At 64.9% G+C, this 24877-nt stretch carries 21 protein-coding genes; 16 read left to right on the forward strand and 5 right to left on the reverse strand.

Going from position 1 to position 24877, the window contains the following annotated elements; all coding sequences use genetic code 11:
* Positions 1 to 5: 5 nt before the first annotated feature.
* On the forward strand, positions 6 to 638 hold the full coding sequence (locus ABIC90_RS20025; protein ID WP_354357115.1) for a type II secretion system protein N: 633 nt from the start codon (positions 6 to 8) through the stop codon (positions 636 to 638).
* A 66-nt stretch (positions 639 to 704) separates the two neighbouring features.
* On the opposite strand, the gene ilvA is transcribed toward ABIC90_RS20025, so the two are convergent.
* Positions 705 to 2312: a threonine ammonia-lyase, biosynthetic gene (gene ilvA / locus ABIC90_RS20030; protein WP_354357117.1), complete on the reverse strand. Its 1608-nt coding sequence runs from the start codon at positions 2310 to 2312 to the stop codon at positions 705 to 707.
* A 49-nt stretch (positions 2313 to 2361) separates the two neighbouring features.
* Here ilvA and ABIC90_RS20035 point away from each other — a divergent pair, with 49 nt between their 5' ends.
* Positions 2362 to 3492: a hypothetical protein gene (locus tag ABIC90_RS20035; protein ID WP_354357119.1), complete on the forward strand. Its 1131-nt coding sequence runs from the start codon at positions 2362 to 2364 to the stop codon at positions 3490 to 3492.
* A gap of 97 nt (positions 3493 to 3589) precedes the next feature.
* Here ABIC90_RS20035 and ABIC90_RS20040 read toward each other — a convergent pair whose 3' ends face one another.
* Positions 3590 to 4789 (reverse strand): porin, encoded by a 1200-nt coding sequence (locus ABIC90_RS20040; RefSeq protein WP_354357390.1) that lies wholly within the window; start codon positions 4787 to 4789, stop codon positions 3590 to 3592.
* Positions 4790 to 5058: 269 nt separating this feature from the next.
* Here ABIC90_RS20040 and ABIC90_RS20045 point away from each other — a divergent pair, with 269 nt between their 5' ends.
* The gene (locus ABIC90_RS20045) at positions 5059 to 5508 is read left to right on the forward strand and encodes an OsmC family protein (RefSeq protein ID WP_354357121.1); all 450 of its coding nucleotides are present in this window, start codon (positions 5059 to 5061) and stop codon (positions 5506 to 5508) included.
* A 12-nt stretch (positions 5509 to 5520) separates the two neighbouring features.
* Here the strand turns inward: ABIC90_RS20045 and coq7 are convergent, their stop codons facing one another.
* The gene (gene coq7, locus ABIC90_RS20050; protein WP_354357123.1) at positions 5521 to 6150 is read right to left on the reverse strand and encodes a 2-polyprenyl-3-methyl-6-methoxy-1,4-benzoquinone monooxygenase; all 630 of its coding nucleotides are present in this window, start codon (positions 6148 to 6150) and stop codon (positions 5521 to 5523) included.
* A 281-nt stretch (positions 6151 to 6431) separates the two neighbouring features.
* Between coq7 and ABIC90_RS20055 the strand changes: the two genes are divergently transcribed.
* From ABIC90_RS20055 to ygiD, 8 genes are all read left to right on the forward strand, one after another.
* Entirely contained in the window at positions 6432 to 7676 is a 1245-nt protein-coding gene (locus ABIC90_RS20055) for a porin (RefSeq protein ID WP_354357125.1), read from the forward strand.
* A 193-nt stretch (positions 7677 to 7869) separates the two neighbouring features.
* Positions 7870 to 8850, forward strand: a complete 981-nt coding sequence (locus ABIC90_RS20060; RefSeq protein ID WP_354357127.1) for an ABC transporter permease — start codon at positions 7870 to 7872, stop codon at positions 8848 to 8850.
* A 2-nt stretch (positions 8851 to 8852) separates the two neighbouring features.
* Positions 8853 to 10115, forward strand: a complete 1263-nt coding sequence (locus ABIC90_RS20065; RefSeq protein ID WP_354357129.1) for a M20 aminoacylase family protein — start codon at positions 8853 to 8855, stop codon at positions 10113 to 10115.
* 30 nt (positions 10116 to 10145) lie between these two features.
* A complete protein-coding gene (locus ABIC90_RS20070; protein ID WP_354357131.1) occupies positions 10146 to 11726 on the forward strand; it encodes an ABC transporter substrate-binding protein in 1581 nt (526 codons plus the stop codon).
* A gap of 162 nt (positions 11727 to 11888) precedes the next feature.
* A complete protein-coding gene (locus ABIC90_RS20075; RefSeq protein WP_354357133.1) occupies positions 11889 to 12800 on the forward strand; it encodes an ABC transporter permease in 912 nt (303 codons plus the stop codon).
* 21 nt (positions 12801 to 12821) lie between these two features.
* On the forward strand, positions 12822 to 13892 hold the full coding sequence (locus tag ABIC90_RS20080) for an ABC transporter ATP-binding protein (RefSeq protein WP_354357135.1): 1071 nt from the start codon (positions 12822 to 12824) through the stop codon (positions 13890 to 13892).
* On the forward strand, positions 13889 to 14917 hold the full coding sequence (locus ABIC90_RS20085) for an ABC transporter ATP-binding protein (RefSeq protein WP_354357137.1): 1029 nt from the start codon (positions 13889 to 13891) through the stop codon (positions 14915 to 14917). Before ABIC90_RS20080 ends, ABIC90_RS20085 begins: the two co-directional genes overlap by 4 nt.
* A gap of 81 nt (positions 14918 to 14998) precedes the next feature.
* Positions 14999 to 15925, forward strand: coding sequence for a 4,5-DOPA dioxygenase extradiol (ygiD, locus tag ABIC90_RS20090; protein WP_354357139.1), 927 nt, complete (start codon positions 14999 to 15001; stop codon positions 15923 to 15925).
* 21 nt (positions 15926 to 15946) lie between these two features.
* Here ygiD and zwf read toward each other — a convergent pair whose 3' ends face one another.
* Positions 15947 to 17413, reverse strand: coding sequence for a glucose-6-phosphate dehydrogenase (gene zwf / locus ABIC90_RS20095; protein WP_354357141.1), 1467 nt, complete (start codon positions 17411 to 17413; stop codon positions 15947 to 15949).
* Positions 17414 to 17663: 250 nt separating this feature from the next.
* Between zwf and ABIC90_RS20100 the strand changes: the two genes are divergently transcribed.
* A complete protein-coding gene (locus ABIC90_RS20100; RefSeq protein ID WP_354357143.1) occupies positions 17664 to 18326 on the forward strand; it encodes an HAD-IA family hydrolase in 663 nt (220 codons plus the stop codon).
* Here the strand turns inward: ABIC90_RS20100 and ABIC90_RS20105 are convergent.
* On the reverse strand, positions 18272 to 18946 hold the full coding sequence (locus tag ABIC90_RS20105) for a lipocalin family protein (RefSeq protein WP_354357145.1): 675 nt from the start codon (positions 18944 to 18946) through the stop codon (positions 18272 to 18274). The genes ABIC90_RS20100 and ABIC90_RS20105 overlap by 55 nt on opposite strands.
* Positions 18947 to 19229: 283 nt before the next feature.
* Here ABIC90_RS20105 and tal point away from each other — a divergent pair, with 283 nt between their 5' ends.
* The 4 genes from tal (at position 19230) to ABIC90_RS20125 (ending at position 24876) form a co-directional block, all read left to right on the forward strand.
* On the forward strand, positions 19230 to 20186 hold the full coding sequence (tal, locus tag ABIC90_RS20110; protein ID WP_354357147.1) for a transaldolase: 957 nt from the start codon (positions 19230 to 19232) through the stop codon (positions 20184 to 20186).
* 2 nt (positions 20187 to 20188) lie between these two features.
* Positions 20189 to 21748: a glucose-6-phosphate isomerase gene (gene pgi / locus ABIC90_RS20115; RefSeq protein WP_354357149.1), complete on the forward strand. Its 1560-nt coding sequence runs from the start codon at positions 20189 to 20191 to the stop codon at positions 21746 to 21748.
* 129 nt (positions 21749 to 21877) lie between these two features.
* Positions 21878 to 22210, forward strand: coding sequence for a DUF805 domain-containing protein (locus ABIC90_RS20120; RefSeq protein ID WP_354357151.1), 333 nt, complete (start codon positions 21878 to 21880; stop codon positions 22208 to 22210).
* Between the two features lie 209 nt (positions 22211 to 22419).
* The gene (locus ABIC90_RS20125) at positions 22420 to 24876 is read left to right on the forward strand and encodes a type VI secretion system Vgr family protein (protein ID WP_354357153.1); all 2457 of its coding nucleotides are present in this window, start codon (positions 22420 to 22422) and stop codon (positions 24874 to 24876) included.
* Position 24877: the final 1 nt, after the last annotated feature.

Genomic DNA, 24877 nt, shown 5'->3' on the forward strand with positions numbered 1-24877 from the left:
CGCCCATGACAAGTCCTTACTCCGCTGCCCGCTGGCATGCCCCACTTGCAACGACGGGGCTTTGGGCTCTGGCTGCCGGTGCCGCGGTGTTCTGGGCCTTGCGCCTTGCATCGCCGGCCGATGCGGTGGCCGCCGCGGCGGCGATGCCGCGACCCTCGGTCGCCGCCGATGCAGAGGCCGTCGGGCGCCTGCTGGGCGTGGTTTCGGCGGACAACAAGGCGCCCGCAGCGCCCGAGGCGGCCAGCCGCTTCGCGCTGGTGGGCGTGGTGGCGGACCCGTCGAACCAGGGCGCGGCCCTGATCGCCATCGACGGCAAGCCGCCGCGGCCGTTCCGCGTTGGCTCGCGTGTCGGCGACAGCTATGTGCTGCAGTCGGTGGGCGTGCGTGCGGCCACGCTCGGTGCGCAGATCGACGGGCCGCCGGGGTTCACGCTGCAACTGCCGGTGCGTGCGCCGATCAGCGTCAGCCTGCCGGCGGCGCCGATTCCGAGCGTGTCGCCCGCGCCAGTTCCCGCCGCTCCCGCGCCGCCGGCGGCGCAGAGGCCGGGCGGGATGTTGCCGTCCACCATGCCCGCGGTGATGGCGCAGCCCCAGATCGCACCGCCGCAAGGGCAGGAGGCACAAGGGCCTGCGCAGTAGCGGATTCCCGCCGACGAAGACAAAGAGCCGGCGCAGTGCCGGCTCTTTCTTTTTGGGGGGCGTCGGTCAGGCCTGCAGGAACAGGCGGTAGGCCGGGTTGGCCGTTTCCTCGACGTAGGGATAGCCCAGGTTGTCGAGGAACTCGTCGAAGACGGCGGCGTCTCCGGCGGGCACTTGCAACCCCACGAGGATGCGGCCGTAGTCCGCGCCCTGGTTGCGGTAGTGGAAGAGGCTGATGTTCCAGTTCGGCCGCATCAGGCTCAGGAACTTGAGCAGCGCGCCCGGACGTTCGGGGAACACGAAGCGCAGCAGGCGCTCGTCGTGCGCCAGGCCCGTGCGTCCGCCCACCAGATGGCGCAGATGCTCCTTGGCAAGCTCGTCGTGCGTGAGGTCCAGCGCATCGAAGCCGTGGTCTATGAAGTTGCGGGCAATGAGGGCCGACTCGCCGCGCGCCGACGTCGTGAGGCCGACGAACACATGCGCCGTGGCCGCGTCGCTGATGCGGTAGTTGAACTCCGTCACGCTGCGCGGCGCACCTGCGCCCGCATCCGGTTCCCCGGCGGGCAGTTCGCTCACCAGTTCGCAGAAGCGGCGGAAGCTGCCGCGCTCTTCGGGGATCGTGACGGCAAAGAGCGCCTCGCGTTCTTCGCCGACTTCGGCACGCTCGGCCACGAAGCGCAGCCGGTCGAAGTTCATGTTGGCGCCGCAGAGGATGGCGGCGTAGGTCTCGCCCTGGCGGCCGTGCCCGGCCACGTACTGCTTGATCGCCGCCACGGCCAGGGCGCCGGCCGGCTCGACGATGCTGCGCGTGTCCACGAACACATCCTTGATGGCGGCGCACACGGCATCGGTGTCGACGGCGATGTAGTCGTCGACCAGTTCGCTGGCGATGCGGAAGGTTTCCTCGCCCACGAGCTTGACGGCAGTGCCGTCGGAGAACAGACCGACATCGGGCAGGTTCACGCGCTGGTGCGCCGCGACCGATTGCATCATCGCGTCGGAGTCGTTCATCTGCACGCCGATCACCTTGATCTCGGGACGCACGGCCTTGATGTAGTTGGCCACGCCGGAAATCAAACCGCCCCCGCCGATGGCAACGAAGACCGCATCCAGCGGGCCTTGATGCTGTCGCAGGATTTCCATGGCGATGGTGCCCTGGCCTGCAATGACGTCGGGGTCGTCGAAGGGGTGAACGAAAGTCAGGTTTTGCTGGATCTGCAATTCGCGTGCGTGCAAATACGCATCGGAATAGCTGTCGCCGTGCAAAACGATTTCGCCGCCGAATCCGCGCACGGCGTCGATCTTCAACTTCGGCGTGGTCACCGGCATGACGATCACCGCGCGCGTGCCGAGTTTTCGCGCGCCGAGCGCAACGCCCTGCGCGTGATTGCCGGCCGACGCGCAAATGACACCGCTCGCCAATTGCGCCGCGCTCAAGTGCGCCATCTTGTTATAGGCACCGCGCAACTTGAAGCTGAATACCGGTTGCTGGTCTTCGCGTTTGAGAAGAACGGTGTTTCCGAGCCGTTCGCTGAGCGCGCGCGCTTTCTCCAGCGCGGACTCGACAGCGACGTCGTAAACCCGGGCGTTGAGAATTTTTCTGAGATAGTCGGCGGGCGTCAGCGCCGGAGTAACAGGTGCATTGCGCACGATTTTTTCCAAGGGAGTTTTCATTTGCTAACCATCGATGATAAGAGGCATCGGGATTGCATGCGGGTTTGACATGGACACAAATGTCATAAACCTATTTCAAAGCACCCCGGCTGCAAACGATTCGGGATTTTTTGGACGCACCTATCCCGCAGTTCGCATGCCTGCCAATCAAATTACGATTGAGCAAAATTTGTTATCAATTTCTGTCAGTGATCTTTCGAAAGGGCTGATGCAAGCGGAGGCTGCGCGTGTTCAGCGAAAAGAAATTGGCAGGCCCACATGGCAGGTCATGGGCAACAGATTGCGTGCGCACATCGTTCCGTTGCTGGGTGATGTGCCGGCGCAGTCGTTCTCCACGGCCGATGCGCAGCGCCTCATCGATCACCTCGGCGCGCAGGGCTTTACCAGCACGACGATCGCGCAGTACCTGGTGCTGTTGCGCAAGGTGCTGATGCACGGTGTGCACACCGGGGTGCTGCGCGATGCGCCGGCATTTCCCAAAGTGAAAGTCCGCAGCCAGCCGCGGGGCAGCTTCAGCGTGGCGGAGTACCGAACGATCATTGGCGCCGCGCGCAAGTTGCGCGGGCATGCGCATCCCGTGCTCGACCGCTTGAGTGCCGGCGAACGCTTCTGGATTGCGCGAGAACTGCTTGTGATGCCGGACGAACTGCCCTGGCTGATCCGCTGGATGGTGAACACCTTCGTGCGTCCGAGCGACATCAAGCTCATGAAGCACAAGCACATCGAGGTCGTGCGCGGCAAGCATGTCTACCTGCGCATGAACCTGCCGGAGACCAAGCGGCACAGCCAGCCCATCGTGAGCCTTCGCCCTGCGGTGCGGGTCTATGAATGTTTGCTCGCTTATCGCAGCGAGCATGGATTTGGCGGCGCGGAAGATTACATCTTCATGCCGCACCTGAAGAACCGCGAGCACGCGTTGGCAGTGCTCAACTTCTTCTTTCATTGGGTGCTCGAGAAGACAGGGCTCGCGAAGGGGCCTCTGGGTCAGTCGAGGACGCTGTATTGCCTGCGTCACACCGCCATCACGTTGAGGCTGTTGTATGGACAGGGAATCGACATGCTGACCTTGGCGCGCAACGCGCGCACGAGCGTCAACATGGTCGAGCGTTTCTACGCATCGGTATTGAGCGGAGAAATGAATGTGGGGCTGCTGCAAAGCAGGCGCGGCCGGACAAGTTGAATCCAAAGCGGAAAAAGCCGCCCGGCTTGCACCGGGCGACTTGAGGCTTTGCTGATTCGAACTGGCGTGAGCCAGCATCGGGATCAAACGAAGAAGATCAGAACGCGTGACGGATACCGAAGTCGTAGCCCGTCGAGGTCTTCGGCGTGAAGATGCCGTTGCTCAGGAAACCGGGGCCGCCAACCTTCAGAGCTGCGTCGTTCTTGTTGCTCACGCGAGCGATCGTTGCGTACAGGGCAGTGCGCTTCGACAGGTTGTGCACATAGCCGAGTGCAATCTTGTTGGCCTTCGGATCAGGATCAGCCAGTTCGAACGGCGCGAGGATCTGGTTCTCGTTGTACTTGACGCTCGAGTACGAAGCGCGGATCAGGCCAGCACCCACCGGCACCGTCACGCCGATCAGGTAGCCGCTGAGCTTCGTGTCGGTGTTGGCGGCGGAGAACGTCCGGTTTTCGAAGTCCGTCTTGCTCTTGGCTTGCGAGATTTCACCGAAGAGCTTCACGGGACCGAAGTCATACGAAGCGCCCAGGTTCAGCGTGTTGACCTTGTTGGTCGTGCCGAGGTAGTAGTCGTCACCAACGGTGCTGCTGCCGTAAGCCAGTGCAACGTCCAGAGGACCGTTTGCGTAGCCGAAGCGGCCACCGACGTAACGGCCTTGACGCTGGCTGTTCTCGACGTCAGGCGTAGAGAGACCAGGGCTGTACTTGGTCTTCTCGCCGAAGCCGTACATCACTTGACCGTAGAAGCCACCCAGGTTCGGCGGCAGGAAGTAGCCGATCGAATTGCTTGCGCGGGCGTAGTTCATGTTGCCGCCGAAGCCGCCCGTATCCTTGGCACCCTCTGTGAGGACGTTGTACCCGTTGGCCGTATTGATCAGGTTGGAGCCAACGCCGTTGGTGCCGAACGGGTCGAACACGGTGTCGTTCCAGAACGTCGGGGTGTAGTCGCGGCCGAGGCGGACTTCACCGAAGCCACCCGACAGGCTCACGGTCGAACGGCGCGTGAAATCGGCAACGCCCTTGGCGCCATCGTCGTTGCTGACCGGAGCTTCGAGCCAGAAGCTGGCTGCCAGGCCGCCACCGAGGTCTTCGGTGCCGCGGAAGCCCAGCCGGCTGCTGTTGTAGCCCGAGTTGGCCAGAGCACGTTGGCTGATCTTGACGCTGCCCTGGTTGAGCGGGGCCGGGAGGGTCAGGTCACGCGAGGTGGACGAGTAGCCGCTGATCGACGCGTCGACCACACCGAAAAGAGTGACGGACGACTGGGCCGAGGCAACACCGGCAACAGCCAGGGCAGCCAGAGCAGTTGCCCTTTCGAGGCGAAAACTAGAGTGGTGCGACAGGTCGCACAAGCCGATCCGCAAAGAAAAAAGCCCCGAGCTTTGCAGCTCGGGGCTAAATCCACCAATTGGAAGGGTGGAGGAGACAACTGTTTGCGCATACGTTTGCGCGATGAAATAAAGTATATCGATTGTTTGTTGCGTTGCAACAAGCGAGTGATGCTTTTCCCACACAAATCGAGGCCGGCGTGCATTTTTGCCGGCCATCCCAGACTGGAATCCGAAGAACCATGGAATGCACAGTAAGTTGGACCGGCGACGCGGGCACGCGATCAGCCATGGGTTTCGTTGCCGAAACCGGCAGTGGCCACGTCCTGATGATGGACGGCGCGCCCGATGCTGCCAAACCCGAGAACGGCGGCCAGAACCTGGCGGCACGGCCTATGGAAACGGTGCTGGCCGGCACCGGCGGATGCACTGCCTATGACGTCGTGCTGATACTGAAACGCGGCCGCCATCGCGTGGAACGCTGCAGCGTCAAGCTCACCAGCGAGCGGGCGCCGAAGGACCCGAAGGTCTTCACGAAGATTCACATGCATTTCACCGTGGCGGGCAAGGGAATCCCGGCCTCCGCCGTGGAGCGGGCCGTGGCACTGAGCCACGAAACCTATTGCTCGGCGAGCATCATGCTGGCGAAGACCGCCGAGATCACCACCAGTTTCGAGCTGATCGAAACCTGAAGCTGTTCAACCTCAGATGCGGTGCGCCAGCGTGGTCATCACGCGGGACGCAGCGCGCATCATGGCCTTGACTGGCGCCGGCAGTTCGGCGGCTCCGGCATCGACGGCTTGCGCGGCATGGCGCGCTTCGTCGAACTTCATTTGTTCGACGATGACTCTGGAGGCGGTGTCGGACGGCGGCAGGCGGTCCAGGTGGCTGTCGAGGTGCGCTTCCACCTGCCGTTCCGTCTCTGCGACGAATCCGAGGCTCCAGGGGTCCCCGAGCTTTCCCGCCACCAGCCCCAGTCCGAAGGCGCCCGCATACCAGAGCGGATTCAGCATCGAAGCGCGTGCGCCGAGTTGGTCCATCCGCTGCCGAGTCCAGGCCAGATGATCGGTTTCCTCATGAGACGCTTCGATGAAGTGGGCGCGCAGGGCCGGATCTCGTGCGACGGCGGCCTGCGCGGTATAGAGCGCCTGGGCACAGACTTCGCCGACATGGTTCACGCGCATCAATGCGCCAGCTTCGCGCCGCTCCTTGTCGTTCATGTCCCCGGTGATCTGCGAAGGGACCGGCATGGCCCGTGTCGCATGGGGGCGCGCAAACAGTGTGCGCAACGCCGAGTCGGCAGCGGTCAGGAGGGGATCGAGCAAGGGAGTCATGCGGTTATTTGAACCCACGGCGGAAGCACCGGAAGTTGCACAGGTTTTGTTTCAAATTGTGCGTAGCAGACGGGCCAAAGTCCTCTGTTGCAGGACTGCAACGAAACGCCCGCGCCATCCTAGATTTCGGGCGATTTGTTTTGCCCTGCCGCAGCGGCTCTGGTGCAATAGCAACAACTTCCCAAAAGGAGGTTGGCCCGGGGTCCGGTGGGAGCACAAAGTGCCAGTCACAGTGAGCCCTTCGCACCGGAGCCCTATGTTTAACCTTGGAGAAACTTGCAATGAAAAAATCTCTAGTTGCTCTGGCTGCCCTGGCTGTTGCCGGTGTTGCCTCGGCCCAGTCGTCCGTCACTCTTTTCGGTGTGGTCGACGCGTCGATCAGCGGCTACTCGTCCACCTCGCGTGACCTGAACGGTGCGACCTTCCTGGACCCGTTCTACGTCAACCAAGGCAGCGTCAAGCGCAGCCAGCGCGTTCTGGCCAACTCGGGCTACAACTCCAGCCGTCTGGGCTTCCGTGGCACGGAAGACCTCGGTGGTGGCCTGGCAGCCAGCTTCTGGCTCGAAGCCCCGATCAGCAATGACAACGGCCAAGAAGGTATCGCAACGTTCGCACGTCGCTCTACCGTGAGCCTGTCGGGTGGTTTCGGTGAAATCCGCCTGGGTCGTGACTACACCCCGACGTTCTGGAACGACACCGTGTTCGATCCGTTCGGCACCAACGGCGTTGGCACCAACCTGATCTCGACGGCCAACGGCAGCTTCGGCGCCTTCGGTACCCCCGCTGCTTCGACCGCTGGTTTCACCAACGTTGGCAACAGCAATTACGTTCGCGCCAGCAACACCGTTGGCTACTTCCTGCCGCCGAACCTGGGTGGTTTCTACGGTCAAGTGATGTACGGCTTCAGCGAGAAGACCAAGTACAGCCCTGGTCTCTCTACGCCTGACGTCGAGAACAGCCAGCGTCAAGGCCGTTACGTCGGTGGCCGCTTCGGCTACGCAAACGGTCCTCTGGACGTTGCACTGGCTTACGGCAGCAGCACCGTTGGTGACGACTACTACCTCGGCACGACCAACAAGGTCAACACGCTGAACCTGGGCGCTTCGTATGACTTCGGTCCCGTGAAGCTCTTCGGTGAAATCTCGCAAGCCAAGAACAAGACCGACTTCGAGAACCGGGACTTCTTCGCCACCAACACCGACACGAAGCTCAAGGGCTACCTGATCGGCGTGACGGTGCCGGTGGGTGCTGGCCTGATCCGCGCTTCGTACTCGAGCGTCAAGTACGACTTGAACCAGACCGTTGGTCTGTTCGAAGTGGCTGATCCCGATCCGAAGGCCAACAAGATTGCTCTCGGCTACGTGCACAACCTGTCGAAGCGCACGGCTCTGTACGCAACGATCGCTCGCGTGAGCAACAAGAACGGTGCAGCTCTGACGGTTGGCGGCCCCGCTTTCCTGAGCAACGGCACCTTCACCCCGAAGAACTCGACCGGCTACGACTTCGGTATCCGTCACGCTTTCTAATTTGATGCTGGCGTAAGCCAGCTTCGAATCGAAAGACTCAAAAGCCACCCGACGAAAGTCGGGTGGCTTTTTTCTTTTCGGCGTCGCAGACGCGAAGTGTTGGCAAAGCGCACCATGTGCGTGCACCCCCGGGGAACCCCCGTGCGGGCACGCACCTTGCGCTGCTAGGATGCCCGATCACTTTTGTAGCTGAATGATTGCCTTCGTACTGCGCCGCCTGATCCAGGCCGTGATCGTGATGATCACGGTCGCTTTCATCGCCTTCCTCCTCTTTCAATATGTCGGCGATCCCGTCGTTTTTCTGCTGGGGCAGGATGCCAAACCAGAGCAGATCCGCGAAATGCGCTCCGCCTTGGGGCTCGACCAACCCTTCTTCGTGCAGTTCTGGCACTTTCTGGTCAATGCGGCCCAGGGCGAGTTCGGGCTGAGCCTGCGCCAGGGCGCCAAGGTGTCGCGCCTGATCGGTGAACGCTTTCCCGCCACGCTCGAACTTGCCCTCGTGGCGGCCGCGCTTGCGCTCTTCGTCGGCATTCCGATGGGCGTGTACACCGCCTTGCGCCGCGGCACCTTCATGAGCCAGGTGTTCATGACGGTCTCGCTGCTCGGCGTGTCGCTGCCGACCTTTCTCATCGGCATCCTGCTGATCCTGGTGTTCGCGGTGCAGTTGGGCTGGTTTCCGAGCTTCGGGCGCGGCGAGACGGTGCAGTTCGGCTGGTGGACCAGCGGTCTCTTCAGGGCCGACGGCTGGCACCACATCGTGCTGCCGGCGGTGACGCTGGCGATCTTCCAGCTCACGCTGATCATGCGGCTGGTGCGCGCCGAGATGCTCGAGGTGCTGCGCACCGACTACATCAAGTTCGCGCGCGCCCGCGGCCTGTCGAACCGGGCGATCCATTTCGGCCATGCGCTCAAGAACACGCTGGTGCCGGTCATGACCATCACCGGCCTGCAACTGGGCGGCCTGATCGCCTTTGCCATCATCACCGAGTCGGTGTTCCAGTGGCCGGGCATGGGCCTGCTGTTCATCCAGGCCGTGACCTTTGCCGATATCCCGGTGATGGCCGCCTACCTGTGCCTGATCGCGCTGATCTTCGTGGTCATCAATCTCGTGGTCGATCTGCTGTATTTCGTGGTCGATCCGCGTCTGCGCGTGGGCAAGGCGGGAGGGCATTGAGCATGGCGGCAAGCGCTCCACGCCTCAAGGCATCGGGCCGTGCCTTCGCGCACATTGCGAGCTTCTATCCCGAGATCACGGCCTTTCGCCGCGATCTGCATGCGCACCCCGAGCTCGGCTTCGAAGAGTTCTACACCGCCGGCCGCGTGCGCGAGGCGCTGCGCGCCTGCGGCGTGGACGAGATCCACGAGGGCATCGGCAAGACCGGCGTGGTCGGGGTGATCCGCGGCAAGTCCACGGCCAGCGGCCGGATGATCGGCCTGCGCGCCGACATGGATGCGCTGCCCATGCGCGAAGACAACGAGTTCGGCTGGCGCTCCGCCAACGACGGCCTCATGCACGGCTGCGGCCATGACGGCCACACCGCCATGCTGGTCGGTGCCGCGCGCTACCTCGCCGAAACCCGCGACTTCGACGGCACCGCCGTGCTGATCTTCCAGCCCGGCGAAGAAGGCTTTGCCGGCGCGCGCGTGATGATCGAGGACGGCCTGTTCGACCGCTTCCCGGTGAACGCGGTCTACGCCATGCACAACTGGCCCGCCATGCCGGCCGGCACCGTGGGCATCAACCGCGGCGCCATGATGGCCGCGGCCGATCGCATCACCATCGAGATCAAGGGCAAGGGCGGCCATGGCGCGCACGCCTACCAGACCATCGACCCGGTGGTGGTCGCCGCGCACATCATCACCGCAGCCCAGACCATCGTCTCGCGCAACGTGCGCCCCATCGACGCGGCGGTCGTCAGCATCTGCGCCGTGCAGGCGGGCGACCTGGGCGCGATGAGCGTGATCCCGGGCGAGGCCACGCTGGTCGGCACGGTACGCACCTTCAGCGCGCGCGTGCAGGCCCAGGTCGAGCAGCGCCTGACCGAGCTGTGCACGGCCATCGCCGGCGGCTTCGGCGCCACCGCCACCATCAAGTACGAGCGCATCTATCCGGCCACCATCAACACCGCCCCCGAGGCGATGTTCGCGGCCGACGTGGCCGAATCGCTGGTCGGCGCAAAAAACGTGGACCGCAGCCTGGAGCCCAGCATGGGCGCCGAAGACTTTTCCTTCATGCTGCAGAAGAAGGCCGGCGCCTACCTGCGCATCGGCCAGGACGCGCAGCACGGCGCCTTCCTGCACAACAGCCGATACGACTTCAATGACGAGATCCTGCCGCTGGGCGCCGCGTTGCACGCGGGCCTGATCGAGCAGGGCATGCCGCTTGCCGTTACCCGCGGCACGCAGCCAGCAAAAGCAGCCGCCACCGCGGCGTCCTGATGTGTTTGATTCAACCCGAGGAGTAGTTCCATGAGTTTCAAGAAGAAAATGGCAGCCGCCACCGTTCTGTGCGCCCTGAGCGCCGTCAGCCTGGTCGCCAGCGCGCAGACGATCCGGATCGCGAACCAGGGCGATGCCCTGTCGCTCGACCCGCACTCGCTCAACGAGTCGCTGCAGTTGAGCGTGACCGCCAACGTCTATGAAACCCTCGTGGGGCGCAACAAGGACCTGAGCCTCGCACCGCTGCTGGCCACCAGCTGGAAGCAGACCTCGCCGAACATCTGGCGCTTCGAACTGCGCAAGGGCGTGGTGTTCCATGACGGCACCCCGTTCACCGCCGACGACGTGGTCTTCAGCTTTGCGCGCGCGCAGGGCGACGGCTCCGACATGAAGGCCACGCTCAGCGAGATCAAGGCCGTGCGCAAGGTCGGCGACCTGGCTGTCGAAATCGAAACCAACGGCCCGTTCCCGATCCTGCCCGACGTGATTTCGCTCACCATGATCATGAGCAAGAAATGGTGCGAGGAAAACCAGGCCACCAAGCCGGTGGACCGCCGCAAGGGCATCGAGAACACGGCCTCCTTCAAGGCCAACGGCACCGGCCCGTTCCGCGTGCGCGAGCGCCAGCCCAACGTGCGCACCGTGTTCACGCGCAACGGCACCTACTGGGGCAAGATCGAAGGCAACGCACAAGAGATCGTCTTCACGCCCATCGCCAACCCCGCCACCCGCGTGGCCGCCCTGGTCTCCGGCGAAGTCGACGTGATGGAGCCCGTGCCGGTGCAGGACATCGCCCGCATCAACGCTGCGCCCAACGCCCGCGTCATCACCGGCCCCGAGATGCGCACCATCTTCCTGGGCATGGACCAGAAGCGCGACGAACTGCTTTACTCCAACATCAAGGGCAAAAACCCGTTCAAGGACAAGCGCGTTCGCCAGGCCTTCTACCAGGCCATCGACATCGTGGGCATCCAGCGCACCGTGATGCGCGGCGCGTCCAAGCCCACCGCCTTGCTGGTGGGCCCCGGCATCAACGGCTGGACCGCCGAGCAGGACAAGCGCCTGCCCTTCGACGTGGAAGCCGCCAAGAAGCTGCTGACCGAAGCCGGCTATCCCAGCGGCTTCGAGGTTTCGATGAACTGCCCGAACGACCGCTACGTCAACGATGGCCAGATCTGCCAGAGCGTGGCCGCCAACCTCGCGAAGATCGGCGTCAAGATCAACCTCGTGGCCGAGACCAAGGGCACGTACTTCCCGAAGATCCTGCGCCGCGACACCAGCTTCTACATGCTGGGCTGGACGCCGACCACCTACGACTCGCACAACGCGCTGAGCTCGCTCACCGCCTGTCCGGACGACAAGGGCACCGGCCAGTTCAACCTGGGCGCGTACTGCAACCCCAAGCTGGACGACCTGACCAAGAGGATCCAGTCGGAGTCCGACAAGGCCAAGCGCAACGAGCTGATCAAGGAAGCCTTCAAGCTGCATTCGGATGACATCGGCCACCTGCCGCTGCATCAGCAATCGCTGGCGTGGGGCGTGAGCAAGAAGGTCGAGCTGGTGCAACTGGCCGACAACTTCATGTACTTCAAGTGGATGAGCATCAAGTAAGTCGACCCCGGGCTGCGCTGCGGCGCAGCCCGACCATGGGCCCGCTTCTTGCGGGCCCTTTCCTTTTTGCGTCACGATGAAAATCAACCCCCACGCTCCCCTTGCTGCGCAAGGTCCGCTGCCCCCCGAGGGGGCCGTTTTTCACCTTGAGGCGGCCCGGCGATGAAAAAAACAATTGCCCGCTGGCTCGACAGCGATGTCGGCTACAGCTTCCGCACCTCGCCGGTCGCCATCGGTGCCGCGTTGATCGCGCTGGTCTGCCTGGTCTGCGCGGTGTTCGCCGGATGGGTGTCGCCGCACAACCCCTTCGACCTGGCCACGCTCGAACTCAGCGATGCCCGCCTGCCGCCGGCATGGACTGCCGAAGGCTCTTCCAAGTACTTGCTCGGCACCGACGACCAGGGCCGCGACATTCTCTCGGCCGTGATCTACGGCGCGCGCATCTCGCTGGTGGTCGGCCTGGTGTCGGTGGTGCTGTCGGTGGTCGTGGGCGTGGTGTTCGGCCTCTTGGCCGGCTTTCTCGGCGGCTGGCTCGACTCGTTCCTCATGCGCGTGTGCGACGTGATGCTGTCGTTCCCGCCCATCCTGGTCGCGCTGCTCATCGCGGGCGTCGGCCGCGCGCTGTTTCCGGGCGCGCACGAGTCGCTCGCCTTCGGCGTGCTGATCATTTCCATCTCGTTGACCGGCTGGGTGCAGTACGCCCGCACGGTGCGCGGCTCCACGCTGGTGGAGCGCAACAAGGAGTACGTGCAGGCGGCGCGCGTCACCGGCGTGGCGCCGATCCGCATCATGCTGCGCCATGTGCTGCCCAACGTGATGGGGCCGGTGATGGTGCTGGCCACCATCCAGGTGGCGACCGCGATCATCACCGAGGCCACGCTGTCCTTCCTGGGCGTCGGCGTGCCGCCGACCTCGCCATCGCTGGGCACGCTCATCAGCATCGGCAACCAATACCTGTTCTCGGGCGAATGGTGGATCACCGTGTTTCCGGGCCTGATGCTGGTGCTGATCGCACTGAGCGTGAACCTGCTGGGCGACTGGCTGCGCGACGCCCTCAACCCACGGCTGCGCTGAAGAGAAAAGGACAACGCCACCATGACGCTGCTCCAGGTCAAAGACCTCGTCGTCGAGTTTCCCAACCGCCGCGGCACGCTGCGTGCGATCGACCGCATTTCCTTCGACATCGCGCCCGGAGAAATCCTGGGCGTGGTGGGTGAATCGGGCGCCGGCAAGTCGCTCACGGGCGCGGCCATCATCGGCCTGCTCGAGCCGCCCGGCCGCGTGGCCGGCGGCCAGATATTGCTGGACGGCCAGCGCATCGACAACCTGAGTTTCGATGCGATGCGGCCCATTCGCGGTCGCAAGATCGGCGCGATCTTTCAAGACCCGCTGACTTCGCTGAACCCGCTCTACACCGTGGGCCGGCAACTCACCGAAACCATCCGTGCACACCTGCCCGTGACCGAATCCGAAGCGCGCAAGCGCGCCATCGGCCTCCTGCAGGACACCGGCATTCCCGCCGCCGAACAGCGCATCGACCACTTTCCGCACCAGTTCTCCGGCGGCATGCGGCAGCGCGTGGTGATTGCGCTGGCGCTCGCGGCCGAGCCCAAGCTCATCGTGGCCGACGAGCCCACCACCGCGCTGGACGTGTCGATCCAGGCGCAGATCATTCAGCTGCTCAAGCGCATCTGCAAAGACCGCGGCGCGGCCGTGATGCTGATCACGCACGACATGGGCGTGATCGCCGAAACCTGCGACCGCGTGGCCGTGCTGTACGCGGGCCGCATCGCCGAGATCGGCCCGGTGCACGAGGTGATCCATCAGCCCGCGCACCCCTACACCGCGGGCCTGATGGCCTCGATTCCCGACATGACCATGGACCGCGAGCGGCTCAACCAGATCGACGGCGCGATGCCGCGGCTCAACGCCATTCCCACCGGCTGCGCCTACAACCCGCGCTGCCCGCGCACCTTTGCGCGCTGCCTGACCGAGCGGCCCGAGCTGATGCACGCGGGCGCCACGCGCGCCGCATGCTGGCTGCACGACGCAACCGATCCGCATCTGGGACAGGCCGAAATCGCGGCCAGGCATCACGAAGCGATGGCTGCCGGCGAGCGCGCCACGCCCGAAGCGGCCGAACCCATCGCGGAGGTGACGCGATGAGCGCCGTGATCGAACCCCGCAAGGAATCAACCGGCGAGCCCCTGGTCGTCGCGCACGATCTGGCACGCACCTTCGACGTCTCGCCGCCCTGGCTCAACCGCGTGCTCGAACGCAAGCCACGCGTGCTGCTGCATGCAGTGGACGGTGTGAGCTTTTCCATCGAACGCGGCAAGACGCTGGCGCTGGTGGGCGAATCGGGCTGCGGCAAGAGCACGGTGGCGCGCCTCCTGGTGGGCCTTTATGCGCCCACCCGCGGCGGCCTGCAGTTCGACGGGCAGGATGCGCATGCCGCGTTCAAGACGCCCGAAGGCCGGAAGCTGCGTCGCCGCATCCAGATGATCTTCCAGGACCCCTATGCCAGCCTGAACCCGCGCTGGATCGTGGAAGACATCATCGGCGAGCCGCTGCGCGAGCACGGCCTGCTGAGCGGCAAGGCCGAGCTGCGCGAGCGCGTGGGCGAGCTGCTCAAGTCGGTTGGCCTCTCGCCGCTGGACATGAGCAAGTACCCGCACCAGTTCTCGGGCGGCCAGCGCCAGCGCATTTCGATCGCCCGCGCGCTCGCCACGCAGCCCGAGTTCCTGGTGTGCGACGAGCCCACCTCCGCGCTCGACGTGAGCGTGCAGGCGCAGGTGCTGAACATCATGAAGGACCTGCAGCGCGAGCGGGGCCTGACCTACCTCTTCATCTCGCACAACCTCGCGGTGGTGCGCCACGTCGCGGACCAGGTCGGCGTGATGTACCTGGGCCGCCTGGTCGAGGTGGCGGACAAGCACAAGCTCTTCGCCGAGCCGCAGCACCCGTACACCCGCATGCTGCTGGACGCGATCCCGCAGATGAAGCACACCGGTCGCCAGCGCACGCCGGTGCAGGGCGAAGTGCCGAATCCGCTGAATCCGCCCACGGGCTGCGCCTTTCACCCGCGTTGTCCGCATGCCAATGCGCGCTGTTCGGCGGAGCGGCCGAAGCTGTTGAGCATCAAGGGCGTGCAGGTGGCTTGCCACGCGGCGGAAGAGGGCCGCATCTGAGCGCTGCGATGTGTGCGTAAACGCACTGCGCGTTCCCCGGTGCTGCCGCACAGTGATGCGCAAGACATCATCAAGGGAACCATGGCAGTCCAGACGACCTTCTCCATTGCCGGGCAAGTAGCAGCGTCCGGACTCGGCCGCAGGGGTTTCGTGATGGCGTCGGCGCTCGGCGCGACCACCGCGCTGGCTTCCCTCGCATCGCTGGCCCATGCGGCGGGCACGCCGTCGCGGCGCATGCCGGTCATCTTCATCGGGCACGGCACGCCGATGAATGCGATTGCCGACAACAGCTTCACCCGGCGCCTGGCTGCGTGGGGCCGGGAGCTGCCGCCGCCCACGGCCATCCTCAGCGTCTCGGCGCACTGGTTGAGCCGGGGCGCGACAGGCGTCGGGATGCAGGCCAGGCCGAAGACGATCCACGACTTCGGCGGCTTTCCGCAGGCGCTGTTCGATGTCGAATACCCGGCGCCTGGGCACCCGGCGTTGGCCAGGGAAACCGTGGGCGCGGTGAAGCAGACGCCCGTGATCGCCACCGAGCAATGGGGCCTGGACCACGGAACCTGGTCGGTGCTCAAGCACCTCTACCCGAAGGCCGACACTCCCGTTTTCCAGCTCAGCATCGATTACGACAAGCCGGCTGCCTTCCACTATGCGGTGGGGCGCGACCTGGCGGCATTGCGCGACAAGGGCGTGCTCGTGATGGGCAGCGGCAACGTGGTGCACAACCTGCGCGCCACCGACCGCGGCACCGCCGACGGCCCGAATGCCAGCCGCCCGTGGGCGCAGTCTTTCGACGATGCGGTGAAGTCAGCGCTGGCGGGCCGCGACGACCGCGCATTGATCGGCTATGAAAAGCTGGAAGGCGCATCCATGGCAGTGGCCACGCCCGATCACTACTTTCCGTTTCTCTACGCCCTGGGCGCCGCCGGTACTGGCGAGCGCGCGAAGACGGTGTATGAGGGTTTCCAGTCGGGCACCCTCAGCATGCGCTGCATCCAGTTCGGCTGAACGCACACGCCGCCGGGGCGGCTACTGCTCTTCGCCCCACGAGAAGCCGTCGCGCGCGATCATCGCGCTCGACGCGCTCGGACCCCAGGTGCCGGCCGCATAGGGGCGCGGGCCGCCGTCCGATGCCCAGCTGTCGATCAGCGGCTCCACCCAGCGCCATGCTTCTTCCTGCTCGTCGCTGCGCACGAACAGGTTGAGCCGGCCGTCGATCACATCCAGCAGCAGGCGCTCGTAGGCGCCCACGCGTTCGGCGCCGAAGCGCTTGTCGAAGTCCAGGTCCAGCTGCACCGGCGCCAGTTGAGCCACCGGCTTGCCGTTGCTGCGCTGCCGGTTGTCCTGCGCCTGCGCGAGCAGGTGCAGTTCCAGCCCGTCCTTGGGCTGCAGGTTGATCACCAGCTTGTTGACGGTGCCTGCGGGCGCGCGATAGATCGCATGCGGCGTGGGCCTGAAGTTGACCTCGATGCGCGCATCGCGCGAGGCCAGGCGCTTGCCGGTGCGGATGTAGAAGGGCACGCCGGCCCAGCGCCAGTTGGCGATTTCGGTGCGCAGCGCCACGAAGGTTTCGGTGCGGCTGTCGGGATCGACCCCGGGTTCTTCGCGGTAGCCCTGCACCCGCTCGCCGTAGGCCGTGCCGGCGGTGTACTGGCCGCGCACCGCATGCAGTCCGAGGCTCTCGGGCGTCCAGGGCTTGAGCGCGCGCAGCACCTTGAGCTTTTCGTCGCGGATCGCGTCGGCATGCGAGTTGATCGGCGGCTCCATGCCGATCGCGCACAACAGCTGCAGCGCGTGGTTCTGCACCATGTCGCGCAGCGCGCCGGTCTGGTCATAGAAGGCGCCGCGCTTTTCCACGCCCAGGTCTTCGGCGATGGTGATCTGGATGTTGGCGATGTGCTCGCGGCGCCAGATGGGCTCGAACAGCGCATTGCCGAAGCGCATGGCAAACAGGTTCTGCACCGAAGGCTTGCCCAGGTAGTGGTCGATGCGAAAGACCTGCTTTTCTTCGAGCACCTTGCCCACCGCGGCGTTGATGGCGCGGTTGGATGCGAGGTCGTGACCCAGCGGCTTCTCCAGCACGATGCGGGTCTTGGGGCCGTTGAGCCCCGCAACGGCAATCTGCTCGACCACCTGCGTGAAGAGGGCCGGCGCGGTGGCCACGTACATCACCACGGTGTCGGCATCGCGCTGCTTGAGCAGGTCGGCCAGCCGCGTGTAGTCGTCGGGCCTGGACAGGTCCATGCGCAGGTAGTGCAGCATGGATGCGAACTTCTTGAACTCTTCCGTCGACGGCCGCTTGGCGCCTTCGACCGCGTTGAAGCGCGACTGGATCAGCTCGCGGTACTGGTCGTCCGAATGATCGTCCCGCGCCACGCCGATGATGCGGCCGTCTTGCGGCAGGCTGCCGTGCCGGAAGGCCTGGAACAGCGCGGGCATCAGCTTGCGCCACGCAAGGTCGCCAGTACCGCCGAACAGAACGAGATCGAAGCTCATGAGAAAACTTTCCTTTGTCTGAGTGCCTAGCAGGCCGTGTGCCTGACGACGCCCGGGCCCGCCGGGAACGCCAGTCGCGATGGTACTTGCACCGATTCGCCGCACCTGTACTCAACTGCACCGCCTTCGGGCTGCAAGGACTTTTTTGGGTTCGCGAGGCAGGGAAGTACCAGTCGGCTTGGCGCAGGGCGCCCCGTCGCTGCTAGCCCATGGCGTGCGTGTTCCGCGCGGCGCATGAAACAATGTCGCAATGAATGTGGTTTTCGATCTTGGCGCCGTGCTTCTCGCATGGGAGCCCGCGCGGCTGGTGCAGGCCCATCTGGCGCCGCACGCGCCCACTGAAGCCGCCGCCTCGGCACTGGGCAGGGCGCTTTTCCATCACGACGACTGGACCGGCTTCGACCGCGGCACGCGCACGCTGGACGATGCCATCGCCCGCATGGCGGCGCGGCTGTCGTTGCCGGTGGACGCGCTGCACGCCATGCTGGACCACAGGGGCGAGCAACTCGAAGCCATCGCCGTCACGGTCGGCATGCTCGAAGAATTGTTCGCGCACCGCGAAGCCGGGCAGCCGCTGCGCCTTTATTACCTGTCGAACATGCCGGCGCCGTATGCGCGCGCCATCGAGCGGCGGCATGCGTTCATGCGTCGCTTCGACGGAGGGGTGTTCTCGGGCGATGTGAAGTTCATCAAGCCCGACCGCGAAATTTTCGAAGTGCTGGCCATGCGCCATGCGCTGGCGCCGTCGGAAACCGTGTTCATCGACGACGCGGCTGCCAATGTGGAGGCCGCACGTGCCTTCGGCTGGCAGGCCATTCACTGCACCGCGCCGGACATGCTGCCGGCGCAGTTGTCGCGCTACCTGCCGGTCAGCACGACCTTGTCGGCGTCGAAGCCCAGGCTGCGCGCGTAGTCCAGTTCGACCTGGAGCGTCGCATCGTCCAGGCGCGGCGCGCGCGACAGCACCCAGAGGTACTCGCGGTTGGGCGAGCCGACCAACGCCACCTGGTAGTCGCGGTCCAGCTTCAGGATCCAGTAGTCGCCCCACACGATCGGCAGCCAGCTGAGCCACGCGGGCGCAAAGCGGACTTCGAGGCGACCGGCGCCCGGCTGGCCGGCCACAGGCACCACGCGCGCGGTGCCGACGGCCTCGTCGAAATTGCCGTCGGCCTGCACGCAGCGGTTGAGCACCTGCACCGTGCCGTCGGGCTGCGGCGTGTACTCGGCCGTGACCGGACCGGCACAGGCTTTCTGGAACCGGTTGGGCAGGCGGGCCTGTTCATGCCACATGCCCGCGTAGCGTTGCAGGTCGACCGGGGCCACCACCTGCAGCGGCGCACGCATGAGCGGGGCGCCGTCGGCCGGGCCGGCCACCTGCGCGCGGGCGGTGCGCACCGCGCCCAGTGCGAGCCAAGTCGCGACACCACCCACCACGAAGGCGGTGGCCATGGCGCCGATGGCATGGCTGGTGCGGCGGTCGTCGAAGACCCGGCCGGGGGGTGCTTCTACTTGGCGTCGGGGGTATTGGGACATGGGGGCTCCTGAAGATAAAACGTTCGGCTTCACGCAGCAAATTCGCCGCGGCGAGTTCAACCTCAACGCAGCAAACTACGAATGCCTTTCAGGGTAGCCCGCGCCGGGCGCCGCGTGCCGTCAGTCACGGACCACAGCCCCTGTAGGGCAGGGTGGCCGACAACCCTGTGGGCCGCAGGCCGATGCAGCCGCACGAAAACCCGTGCTACGGTACGCATGAAAACATCGGCCAACGCGCATATGCGTGCAGGACTTGTCACAACCCGCACAGGATAATGATTTCATGAACCAACTCGATGCCCTCCGCCAGTGGACCACCGTCGTCGCAGACACCGGTGACTTCAAACAGCTCAGCGTTTCCAAGCCGCAGGACGCGACCACCAATCCGTCGCTCATCCTCAAGGCCGTTCAGAAGCCCGAATACCGCCCCCTGCTCGACGAAACCGTGAAGAAGCACGCGGGCAAGCCGCTGGACGAAGTCATCGACCGGCTGCTGGTGAATTTCGGCACCGAAATCCTCCAGATCATCCCGGGCCGCGTCTCCACCGAAGTCGATGCGCGCCTCTCGTTCGACACCGCCGCCACCATCGCTCGCGGCGAGCGCATCGTGGCGCTCTACAAGGCCGAAGGCATCGACACCGAGAAGCGCCTGCTCATCAAGGTCGCTTCCACCTGGGAAGGCATCGAGGCCGCGCGCCAGCTCGAGCAAAAGGGCATCCGCACCAACCTCACGCTGCTGTTCTCGTTCGCGCAGGCTGTGGCCTGCGGCGCCGCCAAGGTGCAACTGATCTCGCCCTTCGTGGGCCGCATCTACGACTGGTACAAGAAGTCGGCGGGTGCCAAGTGGGACGAAGCGGCCAACGCCGGCGCCAACGACCCGGGCGTGAAGTCGGTGCGCGAAATCTTCAACTACTACAAGCAGCACGGCATCAAGACCGAGGTGATGGGCGCGAGCTTCCGCAATGTGGGGCAGATCCAGGCGCTCGCCGGCTGCGACCTGCTGACCATCAGCCCCGAGCTGCTGGCCGAACTCGCTGCGAGCAACGAGCCGCTGGAACACGCGCTCGACGCCAAGGCCGCGGCCAAGGGCGACGCCCAGAAGGTGAGCTACGACGAAGCCGGCTTCCGCTTCGCGCTCAACGAAGACGCGATGGCCACCGAGAAGCTCGCCGAAGGCATCCGCGCCTTCGCGGCCGATGCCGTGAAGCTCGAAAAGCTCATGCAGGAAAGCGGCAAGTAAACATGGCCGTGACCCAAGTGACCCCACGCTGCGACCGTGTGCCGGCCTGGGCGCAACTGCAGTCGTATTTCGAGACGGCAGGCCGGCAGTTCGACGTGCGCCATGCCTTCGTGGACGACGCGCAGCGCTTCGAGCGCTTCAGCCAGGAGGCGCCGCATGTGTTCGCGGACTTGTCCAAGAACCTGATCGACGCGCGCACCGAAGAGCTGCTGCTCACGCTGGCCCGCGAATGCGGCCTCGAAGCGCACCGCGACGCGATGTTCGCGGGCGAGCACATCAACAACACCGAAGACCGCGCCGTGCTGCACACGCTGCTGCGCGCGCCGGCCGATGCCAAGGTGGGCAAGACGGCCGACAAGCTGCGCGAGGTGCATGCCACGCTCGACGCGATGCTGGCCTATGCCGAGAAGGTGCGCGGCGACCACACGATCACCGACGTGGTCAACATCGGCATCGGCGGCTCCGACCTCGGCCCGCAGATGGCGGTGCTGGCGCTGGCCGAATTCGCCGCGCCGGGCAAGCGCTTCCATTTCGTTTCGAACGTCGACGGCCATGAACTGGCCGGCGTGCTTCGCGACCTGGCGCCCGAGCACACGCTGTTCCTCATCGCCTCAAAGACCTTCACCACGACCGAGACGATGACCAACGCGCTCTCGGCCAAGCGCTGGTACGAGCAATCGGGCGGCACCGACATCGCCGGCCACTTCGCCGCGCTCACCACCAACGTGGAAGCGGCGAACAAATTCGGCATCGACACCACCTTCGGTTTCTGGGACTGGGTAGGCGGGCGCTACTCGCTGTGGTCGGCCATCGGCCTGCCGATTGCGCTGGCCATCGGTCCCGACGGCTTTCGCCGGCTGCTGGCGGGCGCGCATGCGATGGACGAGCACTTCCGCACCACGCCGCTCGCGCAGAACCTGCCGGTGCGGCTCGGGCTGCTCGACGTCTGGTACCGCAACTTCCACAAGTTCACCAGCCGCAGCATCGCGCCGTACCACAGCGCCTTGAAGCGCGTGCCGGCCTACCTGCAGCAGCTGGAGATGGAGAGCAACGGCAAGCAGGTGGATGCCAGCGGTGCGCCGCTGGCCTTCGGCACCTCGCCCGTGCTCTGGGGCGAGCCCGGCACCAACGGCCAGCACGCCTACTTCCAGATGCTGCACCAGGGCACCGACGTGATCCCGCTCGAATTCGTGGCGGTGCGCGATGCGGCGCACGACCTGGAGGGCCACCATCCCAAGCTGCTGGCCAATGCGCTCGCGCAGGCGCAGGCGCTGATGGTCGGCAAGCTCGACGAGGGCGGGCACAAGAACTTTCCGGGCAACCGGCCCAGCACCTTCTTCGTGTTCGAGAAGCTCACGCCCGAAGCGCTGGGCGCCTTTCTTGCGATGTACGAGCACCGCGTGTTCACCAGCGGTGCGCTGTGGGGCATCAACAGCTTCGATCAGTGGGGCGTGGAGCTGGGCAAGGTGCTGGCCAAAGACATCGAACCGCGCCTGGCCTCGGGCGACATTGCGGGGCTCGACGCCTCGACGGCCGGCCTGTTGAAGCGCCTGGCACCCTGAACATCCTTCCAGGCCAGGCGCAATAGGCCGTTTGTTTGCGAACCGATAGCCGACTTTGTTGTTGAATGTTGCGTCGATATGATCGGTCCAGGGAAATCTTCCCTGGGATCAATCAAGAGGAGTCGACTGATGAATTTTCAAACAGCAATGAAGACGTGCTTCGCCAAGTTCGCCGATTTCAGCGGACGCGCCTCGCGTTCGGAATTCTGGTGGTTTGTGTTGGGCGAGGTGGTTGTCCTGATTGTGGCCAGCCTGATCCACCAGATCGTGTATCTCATCGCCGCACTGGGCTTTTTGGTGCCCGCACTGGCGGTTGGCGCACGCCGCCTGCACGACATCGGCAAGAGCGGCTGGTTCCAGTTGCTGATGCTGATTCCGCTGGTGAACCTGGTGTTGATCTATTTCTACGTGCAGCCCTCGCAGCCAGAGAGCAACGCCCACGGCGCGCCTCCGATCGCCTGAGCCTTGCACGGCGCTGAACGCGCCTCGAAAAATAAAAGCCTCAAGGGCCGCGCAAGCGGCCCTTTTGCTTTGCGGGACCCGGATTCTGCAGATTACTTCTCGATCTTTTGGGGTTTGTGAGGCAGCGGAGGCTGGGCGACCATTGTTTGCAATGGTGCTGTGCAGGCCTGCTGGAGACTTCTTGAACGGTCACTCGTCAAGGTCTGCGCATGCTGTCTTCCATCTTCACCAGCCCGCGAACCATCTGCGTTGGCAGCCCCGCCATGCCTGGCCTGCTTGGCAGCCCGGCGCTGGAATTCAAGTCGCTCCAAGGCAGCGAAGCACTGGGCGAACTCTTCGAATACGTCGTCCGGCTGCAGACACCGGACAGCCCGATGCTCACCGACTATGTGACCGCCAATGTGCCGGTCAAGCAATTGGTCGGCAAGGAATTCAGCATCGTCATCGAACTGGACGGCAAGGGCTTCGGCGCTGCGGCTCGCACCGGCGAAGGCACACGCGAGATCAACGGCCTGGTGACCAGCGCCCGTTTCGTGCAGCACGAGAACCGCCGCGGCATCTACGAGATCGTCCTGCGCCCATGGCTGAGCCTGGCCACACACACCAGCGACTACAAAATCTTCCAGAACAAGACCCCGCTGGAAATCATCCAGGAGGTGCTGGCCGACTACAACTTTCCGACCGACAAACGCATCACCCACCGCTACCCGCCGCGGGTGTTCCAGGTCCAGTACGGCGAAACCGACTTCGAGTTCATCACGAGGTTGATGCAGGAGTTCGGCATCTACTATTTCTTCGAGCACAGGGAGGGTGCTCACAAGCTGGTGCTGGTGGACGACCTCGGCGCCCACAGGGCGTTCGAAAGCCAGGCCTACCAGACCATCCGCTACCACCCGCCGGGCCACAAGATCGACGAGGAATACTGCGACCACTTCTGCAGCATCGAAAACCTGGAATCGGGCCAGTGGGTGACCGATGACTTCGACTTCACCAAGCCGCGCGCCACGCTCCGGCAGATCGCCAGGATGCCGCGCAACACCGGCAACAGCACGCAGGAGATGTACCGGTGGCCGGGCGACTACAGCGATCCGGACGAAGGCCGAGACCTGGCGCGCACGCGCATGGAAGCGGCCGGCGCAACCGGCAGCCGCGCACGAGGAAGCGGCAACCTGCGTGCCGTGGTCACGGGCTGCACCTTCTCCCTGGTCAACCATCCGCAGGATGCTGCCAACCAGGAATACCTGGTCATCGGCAGCACCCTGCGCCTGCACGAGAGCGCGCATGCCAGCGGCCAGGAAGACTACGTTTGCCACACCACCTTCGAGGTTCAGCCGGCCCACAAGATCTTTCGTTCGCCACAGACCCAGCCCAAGCCCCGCACCACGGGGCCGCAGACGGCGATCGTCACCGGCCCGAGCGGTCAGGAGATATGGACGGACGAATATGGCCGGATCAAGGTCAGCTTTCACTGGAACCGCTACTGCACCAAGGACGAAAACGCTTCCTGCTGGATTCGTGTCTCCTCCCCCTGGGCCGGGGTCCACTTCGGGGGCATGCACCTGCCGCGCATCGGCCAGGAAGTGATCGTCGACTTCGAGAACGGCGACCCCGACCGTCCCATCGTCACCGGCCGTGTCTACAACCGGTTAAACATGCCGCCAAGGCAACTGCCCGGCCAGAAGAATCTCTCCGGCTTTCGCAGCCGCGAGCTGAGTGCCGACGGCAGCGGCCTGGGCGCGCGCGGCAACCACCTGGAACTGGACGACCATCCCGGCAAGATCCAGGCGCAACTCAAGAGCGACCACCAGAGCAGCAGCTTGAGTCTGGGGCACATCGGGCGCATCGAGGACACGATGGGCCGCAAGGACGACCGGGGCCAGGGCGTCGAATTGCGTACCGACGGCCATGGCGCCGTGCGCGCCGCCAAAGGCTTGCTGCTCACCACGCAGGCCAGGCCCAACGCGCAGGCGCATATCACCGACATGGGAGAGACGATCGTCAGGCTCACGCAGGCGCGCGACCTGCACGAGGGGATGAGCGCGCTGGCGCAGCAGGCCAGGGCGCACCAGCCGGACGATCAGGATGCCGTCACGAAGGTCCTGAAGGAACACAACGACGCTGTCAGGGGCAAGGGCGGCCACACGGCACCAGGGCAATTTCCGGAGCTGGACGAACCCCATCTGGTACTGGCCAGCCCGGCGGGCATTCACAGCACCGCCGGCACGACGACGCACATCGCAAGCGTGGAGCACAACGCGCTCAGCAGTGGCGGCCATACCAGCATCAGTGCGGGCAAGAGCCTGTTGGCCAGCGTCAAGGATGCGGTGCGCATGTTTGCCTTCAAGGCCATTCGCCTAACGGCCGCCACGGCCGGCATCGACATCGTGGCTCTGCAGGACAGCATCAAGCTCATGGCCAGGCTCGACATCAGGCTGGAGGCCAACCGGATCAGCATCACCGCCAGGGAGGAAATCCTGATCAACGGGGGCAGCAGCTACACCCGCTGGAATGCCTCGGGCATCGTGCATGGCACCACCGGCGCGTGGATCGAGCATGCGGCGACACACAGCTTTGCGGGGCCGGACAGGCTGCCAGTCCCGATCACGTCATTCGACTCGCCCCATGTGCTGCCCAAGAAGCACGGCAAGTTCCCTTTCTCTGTCTGAG

The sequence above is a fragment of the Variovorax boronicumulans genome, assembly GCF_040544675.1.
Lineage (GTDB): Bacteria > Pseudomonadota > Gammaproteobacteria > Burkholderiales > Burkholderiaceae_C > Variovorax > Variovorax boronicumulans_D.

What these genes read in the sequence shown, in the direction of transcription:
- ABIC90_RS20085 (WP_354357137.1), top strand. Translation starts at nt 13,889, where the DNA reads ATGAGCGCCGTGATCGAACCCCGCAAGGAATCAACCGGCGAGCCCCTG.
- zwf (WP_354357141.1), bottom strand. Translation starts at nt 17,413, where the DNA reads ATGAGCTTCGATCTCGTTCTGTTCGGCGGTACTGGCGACCTTGCGTGG.
- coq7 (WP_354357123.1), bottom strand. Translation starts at nt 6,150, where the DNA reads ATGACTCCCTTGCTCGATCCCCTCCTGACCGCTGCCGACTCGGCGTTG.
- ABIC90_RS20065 (WP_354357129.1), top strand. Translation starts at nt 8,853, where the DNA reads ATGGCGGCAAGCGCTCCACGCCTCAAGGCATCGGGCCGTGCCTTCGCG.
- ABIC90_RS20035 (WP_354357119.1), top strand. Translation starts at nt 2,362, where the DNA reads ATGGACACAAATGTCATAAACCTATTTCAAAGCACCCCGGCTGCAAAC.
- ABIC90_RS20105 (WP_354357145.1), bottom strand. Translation starts at nt 18,946, where the DNA reads ATGTCCCAATACCCCCGACGCCAAGTAGAAGCACCCCCCGGCCGGGTC.
- ABIC90_RS20100 (WP_354357143.1), top strand. Translation starts at nt 17,664, where the DNA reads ATGAATGTGGTTTTCGATCTTGGCGCCGTGCTTCTCGCATGGGAGCCC.
- ygiD (WP_354357139.1), top strand. Translation starts at nt 14,999, where the DNA reads ATGGCAGTCCAGACGACCTTCTCCATTGCCGGGCAAGTAGCAGCGTCC.
- ABIC90_RS20070 (WP_354357131.1), top strand. Translation starts at nt 10,146, where the DNA reads ATGAGTTTCAAGAAGAAAATGGCAGCCGCCACCGTTCTGTGCGCCCTG.
- tal (WP_354357147.1), top strand. Translation starts at nt 19,230, where the DNA reads ATGAACCAACTCGATGCCCTCCGCCAGTGGACCACCGTCGTCGCAGAC.
- ABIC90_RS20060 (WP_354357127.1), top strand. Translation starts at nt 7,870, where the DNA reads ATGATTGCCTTCGTACTGCGCCGCCTGATCCAGGCCGTGATCGTGATG.
- ABIC90_RS20080 (WP_354357135.1), top strand. Translation starts at nt 12,822, where the DNA reads ATGACGCTGCTCCAGGTCAAAGACCTCGTCGTCGAGTTTCCCAACCGC.
- ABIC90_RS20055 (WP_354357125.1), top strand. Translation starts at nt 6,432, where the DNA reads ATGAAAAAATCTCTAGTTGCTCTGGCTGCCCTGGCTGTTGCCGGTGTT.
- ABIC90_RS20120 (WP_354357151.1), top strand. Translation starts at nt 21,878, where the DNA reads ATGAATTTTCAAACAGCAATGAAGACGTGCTTCGCCAAGTTCGCCGAT.
- ABIC90_RS20025 (WP_354357115.1), top strand. Translation starts at nt 6, where the DNA reads ATGACAAGTCCTTACTCCGCTGCCCGCTGGCATGCCCCACTTGCAACG.
- ABIC90_RS20045 (WP_354357121.1), top strand. Translation starts at nt 5,059, where the DNA reads ATGGAATGCACAGTAAGTTGGACCGGCGACGCGGGCACGCGATCAGCC.
- ABIC90_RS20125 (WP_354357153.1), top strand. Translation starts at nt 22,420, where the DNA reads ATGCTGTCTTCCATCTTCACCAGCCCGCGAACCATCTGCGTTGGCAGC.
- pgi (WP_354357149.1), top strand. Translation starts at nt 20,189, where the DNA reads ATGGCCGTGACCCAAGTGACCCCACGCTGCGACCGTGTGCCGGCCTGG.
- ABIC90_RS20075 (WP_354357133.1), top strand. Translation starts at nt 11,889, where the DNA reads ATGAAAAAAACAATTGCCCGCTGGCTCGACAGCGATGTCGGCTACAGC.
- ilvA (WP_354357117.1), bottom strand. Translation starts at nt 2,312, where the DNA reads ATGAAAACTCCCTTGGAAAAAATCGTGCGCAATGCACCTGTTACTCCG.